Origin of the sequence: Cetobacterium sp. NK01 (genome assembly GCF_024506395.1) — a bacterium.
GTDB classification, from domain to species: domain Bacteria; phylum Fusobacteriota; class Fusobacteriia; order Fusobacteriales; family Fusobacteriaceae; genus Cetobacterium_A; species Cetobacterium_A somerae_A.
On the sequence record NZ_JANIBO010000004.1, the window covers coordinates 80,764 to 95,148 of the forward strand.

13 protein-coding genes are annotated in these 14,385 nt (G+C 28.2%); 2 read left to right on the plus strand and 11 right to left on the minus strand.

All coding sequences use genetic code 11. From position 1 onward, the window contains the following. The first annotated feature begins 14 nt into the window (after nucleotides 1–14). Nucleotides 15–1,133, plus strand: a complete 1,119-nt coding sequence (locus NON08_RS13210; RefSeq protein WP_256692085.1) for a M20/M25/M40 family metallo-hydrolase — start codon at nucleotides 15–17, stop codon at nucleotides 1,131–1,133. A gap of 92 nt (nucleotides 1,134–1,225) precedes the next feature. Here the strand turns inward: NON08_RS13210 and blaOXA are convergent, their stop codons facing one another. From blaOXA to frc, 5 genes are all read right to left on the minus strand, one after another. Beyond that, nucleotides 1,226–2,023 (minus strand): class D beta-lactamase, encoded by a 798-nt coding sequence (gene blaOXA, locus NON08_RS13215; RefSeq protein WP_256692086.1) that lies wholly within the window; start codon nucleotides 2,021–2,023, stop codon nucleotides 1,226–1,228. 337 nt (nucleotides 2,024–2,360) lie between these two features. Next, nucleotides 2,361–3,482, minus strand: a complete 1,122-nt coding sequence (locus tag NON08_RS13220) for a hypothetical protein (protein ID WP_256692087.1) — start codon at nucleotides 3,480–3,482, stop codon at nucleotides 2,361–2,363. Between the two features lie 44 nt (nucleotides 3,483–3,526). After that, nucleotides 3,527–4,552 (minus strand): AEC family transporter, encoded by a 1,026-nt coding sequence (locus NON08_RS13225; protein WP_256692088.1) that lies wholly within the window; start codon nucleotides 4,550–4,552, stop codon nucleotides 3,527–3,529. 36 nt (nucleotides 4,553–4,588) lie between these two features. After that, the gene (gene oxc / locus NON08_RS13230) at nucleotides 4,589–6,301 is read right to left on the minus strand and encodes an oxalyl-CoA decarboxylase (RefSeq protein WP_256692089.1); all 1,713 of its coding nucleotides are present in this window, start codon (nucleotides 6,299–6,301) and stop codon (nucleotides 4,589–4,591) included. Nucleotides 6,302–6,377: 76 nt separating this feature from the next. Further along, nucleotides 6,378–7,652 (minus strand): formyl-CoA transferase, encoded by a 1,275-nt coding sequence (gene frc, locus NON08_RS13235; RefSeq protein WP_256692090.1) that lies wholly within the window; start codon nucleotides 7,650–7,652, stop codon nucleotides 6,378–6,380. A 493-nt stretch (nucleotides 7,653–8,145) separates the two neighbouring features. Here frc and NON08_RS13240 point away from each other — a divergent pair, with 493 nt between their 5' ends. Then, nucleotides 8,146–8,820, plus strand: a complete 675-nt coding sequence (locus tag NON08_RS13240) for a CatA-like O-acetyltransferase (protein WP_256692091.1) — start codon at nucleotides 8,146–8,148, stop codon at nucleotides 8,818–8,820. A 326-nt stretch (nucleotides 8,821–9,146) separates the two neighbouring features. On the opposite strand, the gene NON08_RS13245 is transcribed toward NON08_RS13240, so the two are convergent. The 6 genes from NON08_RS13245 to pelG all read right to left on the minus strand — a co-directional run bounded on the left by NON08_RS13245 (nucleotide 9,147) and on the right by pelG (nucleotide 14,385). Continuing rightward, nucleotides 9,147–9,314, minus strand: a complete 168-nt coding sequence (locus NON08_RS13245) for a hypothetical protein (RefSeq protein WP_256692092.1) — start codon at nucleotides 9,312–9,314, stop codon at nucleotides 9,147–9,149. 61 nt (nucleotides 9,315–9,375) lie between these two features. Beyond that, nucleotides 9,376–9,657, minus strand: a complete 282-nt coding sequence (locus tag NON08_RS13250) for a recombinase family protein (RefSeq protein ID WP_256692093.1) — start codon at nucleotides 9,655–9,657, stop codon at nucleotides 9,376–9,378. A 271-nt stretch (nucleotides 9,658–9,928) separates the two neighbouring features. Beyond that, nucleotides 9,929–10,249: a hypothetical protein gene (locus NON08_RS13255; protein ID WP_256692094.1), complete on the minus strand. Its 321-nt coding sequence runs from the start codon at nucleotides 10,247–10,249 to the stop codon at nucleotides 9,929–9,931. A gap of 55 nt (nucleotides 10,250–10,304) precedes the next feature. Further along, nucleotides 10,305–10,892 carry a sugar O-acetyltransferase gene (locus NON08_RS13260; RefSeq protein ID WP_256692095.1) on the minus strand — a complete coding sequence of 196 codons (588 nt, stop codon included), beginning with the start codon at nucleotides 10,890–10,892 and terminating at the stop codon, nucleotides 10,305–10,307. Between the two features lie 153 nt (nucleotides 10,893–11,045). Next, nucleotides 11,046–11,978 (minus strand): hypothetical protein, encoded by a 933-nt coding sequence (locus tag NON08_RS13265; protein ID WP_256692096.1) that lies wholly within the window; start codon nucleotides 11,976–11,978, stop codon nucleotides 11,046–11,048. Then, a complete protein-coding gene (pelG, locus tag NON08_RS13270) occupies nucleotides 11,971–14,385 on the minus strand; it encodes an exopolysaccharide Pel transporter PelG (RefSeq protein WP_256692097.1) in 2,415 nt (804 codons plus the stop codon). Before pelG ends, NON08_RS13265 begins: the two co-directional genes overlap by 8 nt.

Sequence of the window (14,385 nt, forward strand, 5' to 3'; positions counted from 1 at the left end):
TAAGAGAGGTTAAAATGAATAGAGATAGAATGGTATCTAATTTTATAGAGATGATAAAAATACACTCACCATCGTTAAAAGAAAAGGAATATACTGATTACTTAGTCGCTCTTTTAGAGGAAATGGGTCTTGAAATATATTTAGATAATGGATATGTAAATTATGGTGGAACAGCACCTACAATATTTGGAAAATTAAAAGGAAATATTGATGGAAAAGGGATTACTTTAGCAGCTCATACAGATGTAGTTGAACCGTCAAAGGGTGTTAATCCTATAATTGAAGGGGATATTATTAAAACTGATGGAACTACAACTTTAGGTGGAGATGACAAAGGTGGAATAGCATCAATTATTGAAACTTTAAGAACTATAATTGAGACTGGTGTTAGTCATGAAGATATCTATTTAATTTTAACTCCTTGTGAAGAAAATGCAATGCTTGGAGCAAAAAATATAGATTGGAATAGTGTTCCACCTCATATGATTCCAGCAAAGGATACTATTGTTATAGATAACGCAGGAAGAGCTGGATTAATTGCTCATACAGCACCAAGTAGATATAACTTTAGAATAACTTTTAAAGGAAGAAAAGCTCATGCAGGAATAGAACCTGAAAAGGGATTAAACGCTATTCAATTAGCATCAATGGCAATTGGAAATATGAAAATGGGAAGAATAGATTCTTTAACTACATCAAATATGGGAACAATCGAATCAAATTTTCCAAGTAATGTTGTTGCTGACTTATGTGTTGCAACTGGAGAGGTTAGAGGGCATTCAAAAGAGACAATTTTAAAAACTTTAGAAGGGTATAAGAAGTGTTGTGAAGATGCTGTTAACTCTTTTGGTGGAGAGTTTGAATTTAAAGAGGTTTGTGATTTCCCAGCATTAAAACCAATTGATGATTTAAAATTTGCAAACTCTTTTGCAAAAATTTATGAGGCTATGGGAGTTGAAACTCAACTTCAAGTTATAGGTGGAGGATCTGACAGTAATATATTTGCTGAAAGAGGATATAATTCGATTATTATTGGAGTAGGAATGTATGATGTACACACTGTAAATGAATCATTAGATATTAATGAGCTTTGTAAAACAACAGAAGCTTTAATAAACTATATAAGTAGATAGTGAACTCCCACCGCCCTAATATAGAGGACGAGGTTTTCTCGGGGCGTCTTGATAAAAAAGGAGAAATAATTTTCTCCTTTTTTTATCTAATTTTACATAATATTTAAAGCCTTTAAAGACTCTTTTACCATTTCTTCACGCTTAGGTAAATCTTTACCTTCTTTCATATCTAAATTTATAGCAAAACTATATATCTTGCCATCTTTTTCTACCCAACCAATAAACCATCCAACTGGAATTTCTATATTTGAAGTTGCCCAGCCAGTTTTTCCGTGTAGAGTCCACTCTTTAGTCTTTTCTAAAATTGTTATCTCTTGAACTTGTTTTTGAATATCTTTAGCATACGGTAGTTCATTTGTGGCTAATTTAGTTAATAACTCACATTGCTCTACTGCACTAATTTTTAGAGGTCCTCTTAACCAAAATTGATCAACATCTTTTCCAATTTTTTTATTTCCAAAATTTAATTTATTGATTTCTTCTTGCATTTTTTTTGTCCCAATTTTTCTAGCTAGTAATTGATAAGCTGGAACTTGTGAAACCTTAATAGCGTATCTTAAATTCGAATCTTGAGCCCAACTTTTTAAAAATACTTTCTCACCGTTATATTTATAGAAAATATCGTCTACATTTTTAACTGCTCCAGTATTTAACCCAATTAGAGAATTATAAATTTTAAAAGTAGAAGCTGGATAAAATTGTACTTCTGCTCTTTTTTTGTTATAACCAGTGAAACTATCATTTTGTACATCATAAAGTACAAAAGTTCCTTCTAACTTATTTTTTTCAAATATTTCTTCAATTTTTTTATTTTCAGTGAAATTTAAAGCTAGTAACTGAATTGATAAAATTAGAAAAATATTTAAAATATAAAACGCTCTTTTTTTCATAATTAGAATTAACTCCTTTTTATTTTTTGCTCTTTAGCGTATCATATAATCTGTAAATTGTAAATCTATTATAAGAGAATAAAAAAACGCAAAAGACAACTAAAAAAGAACTAGAAAAATGTTCAATAATTAGTACATTATAAAAAATGTACTAATTTTAAGAATATAATTTTTATACCTAATTAGTTTTTGAGGCACCTCAAAATTGATTTTACGAGGTTATTTTTTTGAAATTATTTTTTATAAATTTTTAAAATACCCAATTAGTGGAACTTTTAGACAAAAATGTTTTAAAATTAAAAAAGCTGAAATAAAATATTTTATTTCAGCTTTTCTATTAAAATTTATAAGTTACACTTATTCCACCTTGTGGTTGAAGTTTCCAATCTTTTTGAGAAGAACCCCAAACTTGATTTGAATACTTTACTTGTGCAAATAAATCCATACTTAAATCTTGAGAATGATTATATGTTAGCTTAAACTGTGGTAGAACAAAGGCATTAAACATATTTGAATAACTTTTATCACTATCTAATTTTGCAGGCCATAACCATCCATATCCATGATCAATTATCCAAAAAGTTGGTTTCCATCCTTTTTCACTGTTATTGGTGAAAATATATGGATCAAATCCAGTAGAAAAATTAAATTGAAGATTTGTTTTTTCATTAAATTGATATATATTCTTAGAATATTCAAGCCAAGAAACAATTGCAAAATAATTCATTTCATCTTTTTTATCTACTTTAAAATCTCCATTATACCATTCTTTTGATAGATAACCATTAAATTGAAATTTAAAATCTTCGTAAATTTTAAATTGTGTTAATAAATTAAGAGCTGCATGGTTCATATGACCATTGGGACTAGATTTAACATATGATCCATAAAAATAAAGTGGCTGTATAGCAAATTGTAAAACTTCAAAATTTTCAGTTCTAGGAAAATATTTATAAAAATCTACTGATGAACTAATCCAAGTCCAGTACTTATCGTCTGATGATTTGAAAAAGTTTGTCTGTCTTGCCCCTACTTGAGTTCTCCAAACAGCTTTTGTATTGAAAAAGTTTTTATGAACATATTCAAAATGCCCTTTAGGAACACTAAAATCATGATTAGATTTATTGCTGTCTTTTTCATAATCTCCACTATAAATATTTGATAATCTATTCCATTCGAAAAATAATGACCATTGTGGAGCAAAATTATAATCTAAATAAAGCATTGGATGAGATGTTGCTGTTTTATATTTCCCTGAATTTCCATAGATTGTAAATATTGTTCCAACTTCCCCATAAGGTATAAAAGACTCTTGTAATAAATTTTCTTCTTGCTTTATTCTTTTTTTATAAGAGTTCTCGATGCTATTTCCTATCTCTGTACTTTTAAGTTCTGCAAAAGCTTTATTATACAATACTGAAGATAGGATTAAAGAAAATATTAAACTTCTTTTATTCATAAAATACTCTCCTCACGTATCAATATTTTAGCTAACGTAGAAATTTAAATATTCCATGTTGAAGCTAATCTTGTTACCCAAATCCAGAATGGTGCTGCAACCATAAATAGAAGTACACTTACCGCTAGAGATGAAGTTCCTGTACGAACATAAACTTGATAACGACTACTTATTATAATTCCAGAAAATGCTGGTGGTAAAGCTCCTGAAAGAACAAGCATCTGAAGATGAATCGGATCTAATTTTACTAATAATCCAACAATTAATAAAAGTCCTGGCATTAATATTAATTTTATAAATGTATTATAAATAATTTCTAAATCGAACTCGAATTTTAATCCAGATAATGTTAATCCAGCAGCGAATACAGCTACCCCTGAGTTTGCCTTTGAAATTAACTCAAAGTTTGGATCTAATATTGGTGGAAATTCTATTCCTAATAAAACAATTATAACCGCTAGGATAGGAGCCCATGCAACTGGTTGTGTCAATGCACTTATAACTGGATTTTTTTCTAATTTTTGCATCTCTTGTTCAAATTCATCAATATCTTTTTTTATTCCAGTTTCACTACTTAAATCTTTTATAAGTTGATTTTGAACTTTTGCTCCGCCAGGATTAAGTAAAGATAAACCAATAGGTATTGTAATTGCATTTACAACTATAGAAACTATTGCTACAACAAGCCCTGTATTAGCAGTTGCTCCAAATATTGGGTCTAGAACTGCAAATCCTAAAAATCCGATAGTAGGTGATCCTGCAATCAATGCACAAACAGCGGCTTCTCCTTTTGTATGCTTAAAGAATTTATAGCAACTAAAGAATGACCACATAAAAACACCTACGATAACAAATGTACTTACCAATGTTAATTTGATATCTTCAAATAACATATGTCTATCAGCTTTTACGATTGATACGAATAAAGCTGCAGGAAGTGCATAGTTTAAAACTAACTTGTTAAAACTTCTAGCATTATCTTGATTAAAAGCTTTACTTTTACCTGCATAAAATCCTAAAAGCATTATGACGAAAATAGGAATTATATCTTTCATTATAATATTCCACATATTACCAACTCCTTTTTATTTTTTAGCCTTTTATTGTTAGCTTTTTACTCCAGTTTTTGGATTTAAAGAAGTTATATGTCCACTTTCTGTTCCAGTTTCAGTGTCTATAACACAATTAATTAAAGTTGGCTTTAAAGATTCAATGCCTTTTGTAATTGCATCTTTTAGTTCGTCTTGTGTTGTTGCATTGTATGGTGTTCCTCCGAAAGCTTCAATAAGCTTATCATATCTTGCAGAAGCCATAAGAGTTGTTGGAGAAGGATCTGTTCCTCCGCCTAAATTTTTGTGATCACCACGATAAATTCCACCGTTGTTAAAGATTACAATAGTAATTGGTAATTTATATCTACAAATTGTTTCTATTTCCATTCCACTAAATCCAAATGCACTATCTCCTTCAATAGCTAAAATAGGTTTTCCACTTGTAATTGCTGCACCAATTGCAAATCCCATTCCAATTCCCATTACTCCCCAAGTTCCACAATCAAGACGTCTTCTTGGATAATACATATTAACTACATTTCTTGTATCATCTAATGTGTTTGCTCCTTCGTTAACTAAATATATATCTTTATGAGAATCGACTACTTCTTTAACTATTTTTAAAGCATTGTAATAATTCATAGGAGAAGTTACTGTCTCTAATTTTGTTGTCATTTTTTCTATATTTGTTTCTTTATCATTTTCAATATCTTGAATCCAAGTTGGATCAGTTTTTATTGATATTTTTTCCAATCCACTAACTAATAGTTCCATACTAGATTCAATATCTCCTACTACAGGAACTTCGATTGGACGATTGCTATCAATTTCTTTAGGGTCAATTTCTAATTGAATAAAACGAACGTCAGGATTCCAATGTTTCCCTTTTCCATGACTTAAAAGCCAATTTAATCTAGCTCCTATAAGCATAACTGTGTCAGCATTTTTTAATACAAGTGAACGTGCAGCAGCAGCGCATTGTGGATGATCATCAGAAAGTAATCCTTTAGCCATAGACATTGGTAAATATGGAATTCCAGTTTTTTCTAAGAATTCTTTTATCAAATTGTCAGCTTGTGAATAAGCAGCTCCTTTACCTAATAAAACTAATGGTTTCTTAGATTTTGATAATAGTTCTAAAGCTTTTATTATAGAGTCAGAACTTGGAATAGATTTAGGTGCAGGGGTTTCAACTTTGAATAAAGTTTTTTCAGCTTCAGCTTTATCAATAACACTTCCCAATAGAGCTGTTGTTACATCTAAATAAACTCCACCTGGTCTTCCAGACGTTGCTGCACGAATAGCTCTAGCTAGTCCAATTGCAATATCTTCTGGTTTATTGATTCTATATGCAGCTTTAGCAAACGCCTTAGCTACATTCATTTGATCGAGTTCTTCATAGTCTCCTTGTTGTAAATCAATGATTGCTCTATCGCTAGAACCACTTATTTGAATCATAGGAAAACCGTTAACTGTTGCATTTGCTAAAGCAGTTAATCCATTTAGAAATCCTGGGGCTGAAACAGTTAGACATATGCCAGGTTTCTTTGTTAAATACCCACTAATTGCTGCAGCATTACCTGCAGATTGTTCATGCCTAAATCCGATGTATCTAATTCCTTCTTCTTGAGCATGTCTTGCTAAGTCTGTTACAGGAATTCCAACTAATCCATAAATTGTATCAATTTCATTTTTTTTAAATGCTTGGACTAGAAGATGCATTCCATCTGTTATGTTATCAATTTGATCATTCTGAACAGTAGACATAAAAACCCTCCTTTAATAAAAAATAGTTAAGGTGATTTTGTGGTAATCGATTTTGGTTACCACAAAATCTAATTATTTATTTACATACAACATGTTTTTCACGAAATTCTTTTATTTCATCATCAGAATATCCAATTTCTTTTAATATTTCATCTGTATGTTCACCTAATAATGGAGCACTTTTTATTTCAGGAGTAAAGTTAGAAAACTTTTGAGGACAACCAATTGTTAAATATTCTCCACGTTTTGGCTGTGGAACTTTTACAAGAGTTCCACATTTATGAAGTGATTCATCTTTTTCAATTTCGGCAATGCTTAAAACTGGTCCACATGGAACACCAAATTTACTTAATTCACTAATAACTTCATACTTATCTTTTGTTATTGTATATTTTTCAATTTCAGCATAAATTTCTTGTTTTACTAAATTTCTAGCAGCAGGAGTATTAAATTTAGGATCATTTATCCATTTTGTTATTCCCATACCTTCACAAGCTTTATCAAAAGCTTTATCTTCATTTTGAAGAACTATATATACATAAGCATTAGAATCAGTTTCCCAACCTTTACACTTATAACACCAACCAAGAACTTGTCCACCTTCTGCATTTCCATAACGTGGAACAGTATCTCCAACCTTATATTCTGGATATCCTGGGAAGTGCTTAATTTCTCCAGTGTGCTCTAATATTAATTGATCACGAAGTTTAACTCTACATAAATTTAATACAGCTTCTTGCATAGATTGATATACAAAACATCCTTCACCTGTTTTTTCTCTTTGCATTAAAGCTGCAAGAAGACCAATAACTAGATGCATTCCAGTATTACTATCTCCTAAAGCAGCACCAGATTGAGTTGGAATATTGTGTTCTCCTTCCCACCAACCTGTTGTAGCTGCCGCTCCACCAGCACATTGAGCAACGGGTTCGAAAGCTTTAACATTTGCATATGGTGACTCTGGATTAAATCCTTTGATTGTACCATATATTAAACGAGGATTTAATTTATGAACTTCTTCCCAAGAAAATCCTAATTTATCAGCAGCACCTGGATGAAGATTTTCAACAAATATATCTGCATCTTGTAAAAGTTTTTTTAAAATTTCTTTTCCTTCGGGTGTTTTTGCATCGAGCTCTATTGATCTTTTATTACTATTTAGTTGTAAAAAATATAATGCATCTAAATCTGGAATATCTAACATTTGTGTTCTTGTTGGATCACCAGTTCCTGGACGCTCAATTTTAATAACATCCGCTCCAAGCCAAGCTAATAATTGTGTACAAGCCGGTCCAGATTGTACCTGTGTCCAGTCAATAACTTTAATTCCTTCTAATGGTGCTGTTTTCATAAATTCTCCTCCTTATTTTATTATATATATTAGTGATATAAAGTAATTTAATTAATTTTGCGTTGTTATACAATATGAATTTATTTCTTCCTTTTTTATTGTTCTTATATTTGTTTTTTTAAATAATATTACTAAAATAAATTTATAAAAAATAATATAATATTCTAATTAAATAAAACATTACAAGAATCTATCGCTAAAGGAAATTTTACTATTGGGTATATTGTGAATTCACTTCCTTTTGGAAATTGTACAGTTACCAAATAATGATTTAAAGGTAGCCCTTGAGAATGGATTAAAGACATATCCAGAATTTTTAGGTGCAATGGTGCAATTTTATAGAATATATAAAAAAATTTGGTATTAATACTACTAATAATATTGTTCCAAGATTAATAGCAAAAGTAAATTAAAAAATATACAAGGATTTTTAAATTAAAGGAGTAAAATAAAGCAAATTAAATCACGACTTAATCTAATAAGGAGAGTTAATATGTTTTTTAAAGAAATTAATATTGAAGAATGGAAAAGAAAAGAATATTTTGAACATTTTACTAAAAATGAACCATGCACTGCAAGTATAACTTTAAAACTTGATATTACTAATATTAAAAAGTTGAATTTAAAAGTTTATCCAGCATTAATTTATACTTTAACCAAAACTGTTAATCAATTTGAAGAATTTAGAACGAATAAAAATTCTCAAGGTATTTTAGGGATTTATGAAACTCTATATCCTTGTTATGCTTATCTAAAAAAAGGAAATGAATTATTTACTAATCTTTGGAGTGATTCAATAAATTCTTATTCGGAGTTTTATAACTCTTATATTTATGATACAACAGAATATGGGCATATTCAAAAATTAATAGGAAAAGATAACGTTCCTGAAAATAGCTTTTCAATTTCAATGGAACCATGGTTTACCTTTGATGGATTTAATTTAAATTTAAAAAATGGATATGATTATTTTTTTCCAATCTTTACCCTTGGGAAGTTTTTTTTAGAGAATGAAAAATATTTAATTCCGTTATCTATTCAGGTTAATCATGCAGTTTGTGATGCTTTTTATCTTCAAAGATTTTTAGAGAAACTTGAAGAATTAATAAATACTGATGAAACATTTTTTGACACTCCACACGACCAAAGTCGTGGGATTCTTGGGTAGTAGGAACTTTTACGAGCTTCCTAAATTTACCAAACTCTAAGGGTTTCCCTACCTTCTAATAGATTGAGTTTTAAGTCTATTTAGTTTAATGCTTGGTTATCGCTATTAAAATAGACTATTACTAGGAATATTTTACGAGAAAACAGATTTATTTGTCTTAACTCCATATATTGGATTGCTAAGGTTCATTTGAATCTCGTAATATTTGGACCTTATTATACTAACTTTTTTCATTTAACTCAAATTTTTCAGTATTTTTTTGCCTAAATTTTTTCTATACTTTCCTTATATAATTAAAAAGTGATAGGAGAGGAAATTTTCCCCTCCTATTTTTCACCTTTTTCATCTATTAACTTATAAAACATGGCTTTTGAAAACCCAATTGCCTTAATAGCATCTTTAACTGGAAGATAATTAGGGTTATCTTTATCCCTAGTAAGAGGGTATATTTCGTTAAACCTTTTGTCTATATTCGTCATTTTTAGTTCTTCCAAACTTAACCCCTTTGGTTTCCAATAAGGTTTTCTCTTAAAAAGTCATTTAAATATGCCTGATCTAAAGATTCAACTGCAATACCCTTTGAGCTAAATCAATTAAACACTCTCGAACCTCTTTAGCATTACGTCCAATTCTATCAAGGTTTTTAACAACAACAGTATCCCCTTCTTTAATCCACTCTAGCAAAAGTTCGTTCCATATTTCTCTATCTTCAAAGTTTTTTCCAGACCTCTTTTCTTGAAAAATTGTTCTCGGATTAGCTCCTAGCTCTTTAAAATATTCCACCTGTCTATCTAAATTCTGTGATTCAGAAGACACTCTAGCATAATAGTATTTCATCAATATAACCATCCTTCTTTAAATTTCAAAAATATTATATAATTTTTGTGAAAAAAGTATTATATATAAAAACTTTTATAGATTTAAATCTAAAAATAAAAAATAAGTATATTTTATACTCTAAAATTTATTAATAAAAAAAGTACACAAAAGTCTACTTATGTGTACTTGAAATTGTTATAACAATAGCTTCTAACTTTGTTATTACAGCAGTATAAAAATTGAATAAATTTTCCTCTCCCCACGTTCCATCATATATAATTCTATCAACCTATCTATCATATTTAGCATCACTTTTATCTATATATTCCAAATGAAAATGAGGTAAATAGCTTTTTATACTAATTGTTTTTCCAAACATAAGAAGACCACCTAAAGTCAATTCAAACTTTCCCGTATTTCTATTTTTTATAATAACTCCAATACTTTTTAAAAACTCATCTAAATTATCAATATTGTTAAAATGACTTTCTGGATACACTTCTCTCATTCTTAATCTGTACTTTTCAATAGTTATTATATCTAAATCGTTAATATCATAATTTTCTAAAATTTTTCTATCCAAAGATTTCACACTAGAATCTCTAAGCATAGCATTAATTTCGTCAATACTGCATAATTGATCACTTTCATTTAATCTTTTATGGTCATTTAGTCAATTTTTTTATGATTCTACAAGGATTTCCAAATGCTACAGAATTAGAAGGAATATCTTTAGTTACAACACTTCCGGCTCCTATAACAACATTATTTCCTATTGTTACTCCTGGTAAAATTATTGCTCCTCCACCTACCCAAACATTATCTCCTATTGTTACTGGTGCTGTTTGTGTTTTGCAAAATTCAAATGTTCCATTCTCTTTTATCTCTCCAAATCGCTCATTAGCATTTAAAGGATGAAAAGCTGTATATATTTGAACATTAGGAGCAATCAATGCATTATTACCAATAGTTATCTTATTATCATCTAAAAATGTACAATTCATATTTACTTCGCAATTATTTCCAAAGTAAATATTATTTCCATAATCTACAAAAAAAGGTGCTGTAATCCATAAGTTTTTTCCTTTTCCTCCTAATAACTCTGTTAATATTCTATTTTTTTCCTCTAAATTATTTGAATCTATTTGATTATAATCTCTAATCAAATTTTTTGCTTTATGCCACTGATCCAATAACTCACTATCTCCACAATCATATAATAAACCAGCTAACATTTTTTCTCTTTCAGTCATTTTTCCTCCTGCTTAATTTAAAATAACGAAATTTTTTAATTTTTTATGTTTCGATAATAACATATTTAAAATTAACTGTAAAGAAGAGGAAGGTTACAAATGTAGAGTTTTGAAAAATATAGTTAAACTATAGCTTTGCTCTTTCTTTTATTTTTACCAAACATATTGAATCCCAGCATAAGAATTAAAATAATATCCTGATTTTTTACTTCTATATTCTTTTGCTTTCCAATCTTCATATTCATATCCGCCTATTCCTATTTTTGCAAAGCCTCTAACATTTTCTAATATTTCAAAACTATATTGTAAATAAGGTGCTATATTAAATTTTAAACTATATTCATAATCAGTATCTCCAAAATATTCATATAAATTTGTATTAGCTTCTATAGAAAATAGAAAGTGTTCACTTAGCTCATAAGACCATTTAGTTATATTTTCAACTCTCATTAAATAAGCTCCACTACTTACTCCATAATTTAAATACTCATTAAACAGTGTTGTATAAGTTTGAAATCCATAACCTAAGTTAGTCATTCCAACTATATTAATTTCCGCTGACTCTCCATCTTTTTTTTCATTTTCTACTATTGAGCCTAAAAAATCAACTCCCCAATAAGTTCCACCTTTTCCAAAATCAGAGTTTGTTCTCATTCGATATCTAATCGAATATTTATCTCTTGCTATATCGGTTCCAAATTGCTCTGGATAATCTAACTGTTCATACTTCCATAAAACACCAATTTCATTACTCCAAGTTTTAGAAAAAATTTGATACTCTTTAAATTTTTTAGATAATGCAAACTCATTTTCCCATCCCTTGCTATTTCCACTCTGATATTCTACTTTATCCTTTTTTCTAATAACCTCATAATCTAATTTATAGTCTTTACCTAATAGTGAGTTTCCTTGAGCAATTCTCCACTTTTGATAATCATACTCTTTTGTTTTTTCTATTTCTAAATACGATTTTAAAATATTATTCTCTGGTATCTCTTCGTAAAAATTTAATATTTCTACTCCTACAGCCATTAATTTACAAGAGATTAAAATATATAATAGTAATTTATACCTAATTTTATCCACCTATATACCTCCCCATTTTATCATACCCATCTTTGTCAATTCCTTCAGAATTATAACCTTGTGCATCATATTCTTCGATATTCTTTTCAACTAATTTTTCTTTAAATTCTCCTTTTAAGTTATAACCAGCTATATTTATTCCATTTCTATCATATCCATTTTGGTCATATCCATTTTTATTATATCCCTCTTTATTATATCCCTCTTTATTATAACCTTGTTTATTATAATAACTTTGAGTATTTTTATTTAATCCATACCATGTCCAACCCTCTTTATCATACTTCTCTCCTGTTTCTTTATGAATGCCTGCAAAATCAAAATTAAAGTCATCAAATTTTGTATTAGTTTTTTTATGAATTTTTTCTTGATTAAATCCTCTCTCGTTATATTTAGTTCTTGTTTCTTTATGAATACCTTTCCAGTTAAATCCATAATAATCATACAAAGAATTTGTATATTTATTCCATCCATTTTGATTAAACCCTCTTTTATCATATCCGTCTTGAGTATAACCATTTTGATCAAAATAATCTTTAGTATTTTTATTTAATCCATACAAACTCCAACCTTCTTCATTATATTCTGTCTTAGTTTTTTTATGAATTCCTACAAAATCAAATTCAAATTCATCATATTCTTGATTAGTTTTCTTATGAATTTTTTCTTGATTAAATCCTCTCTCGTTATATTTAGTTTTTGTATCTTTATGAATTCCTGCAAAATCAAATCCATAATAATCATATGGTGAATCTGTATATTTATGCCATCCTTCTTGGTTAAATCCTCTATTATCAAGACCATCTCTAGTATAGCCATTAACATCATATCCTAATACATCGAATTTCCCCATAGTATGCCAATTTCTTCCTGTTTTTGTATTAAATCCTCTATTATCATATGAGCTACATCCTGTTAAAAAAATCATAGAGATAAAAACTAAAACCATGTATATTTTTTTATTTAAAAGACTTTCTAAAAATTCAAGTTTTTTATTTCTAGATAAATTAATAAAATTCTGTCTATAAAAAGTTACATAGTTTAAATTTTCTAAAACTTGTTTTAATAAAATATCAGATAATAGAAGTGCTATAAAAGATCCTAAAAAAAATCCAAAACCACTATATTCAGGTCCTAATTTTGTAAAATACCAACTGAAAATTGTATTTAAAAATACATAAACTAAAGATATTATTAAAGCTTCTCTTCTAGAATCAAAATATAATAAAATTATCAGAAAAATTGAAACATAAACTGAGCAATAAGCTCCAAACACTGAAATTCTAAATAAATCTAAAAGATGATACTCTATTTTGAAATATGTAAATATGCTTTTTGATAATAAAATAAATGAAATAGATATTAAAAATTGTAATTCCATTGAATAAAATATTTCACTTCTTAAAGTTTTTATCATTTTTTCTCTTTCTTTTTCAGTTTCATCTAAATTACCATTGTTATTAATTAAAAAATAATACTTTTTATAAAAAGGAAAAAATTTTGTCTCCATAAATATCATAAAATATACTAGAGTTGGTATCATTATTAAAAAACCATAAAATATTGCAATCTCATAATCTGGATTAGTTATAAAAACTCCTCCTATTTTAAAACTATTTTCAGTTGTCCAATTTATAAAAATATGACTCCACGTTCCAAGTACAAAAAATATACCTGTAATTACTAATGAAATATACCCATTTAAATAATTTACAAATTTAAATTCGCTGCTATTTATTTTTTCAAAAGATGCCATTAGCTGCATTGAAATACCTGTAAAAGTTATTAATATTCCAATTGTATAAGCTAATAAAATACTATACGATGGATACTCTGTAAAAGGTTTTAAAATAGGATATTTTAAAAATAAAACTCCTAAAGTTAGCGAAATTAAATTTCCCGATATATACATTTTAATTATAAAATTATAATCTTTTAACAAACTAACAAAGTTCATAGCTATCCATAAACTAGATAGTAAAGAAAATAAAAGAATTGATGTGTATTTAAAATATTGAGGGAAATGAGAACTTCTCATAAATATAGTTCCTGCTAAAAAAGAAACAATAAATATAAGCTTAGTTATTCCTGAAAATATCCCCCTCAATTGGTTTTGCTTATTTTTATATATACAATCTGCAACATATCTAGTTATAAGATATTGCCATGGACTTGAGAAAATTTGAGAAAATATAAACGAATAAACTATTGTTGCCATAAGAATTTGTCTCTCTTGAATTTGGAAAATATATTTTTTTCCTATCATATTAAAAATATTTAATGTAACTATAGTAAAAATCCATGGCCCTACACTTACTATTGTCGAATAGCTTATTGCTTTTACATTTTCATAAACTGTATTATCTTCTGAAAACATTTTTCTTAACTCAAATCCTATTCCTGCCAT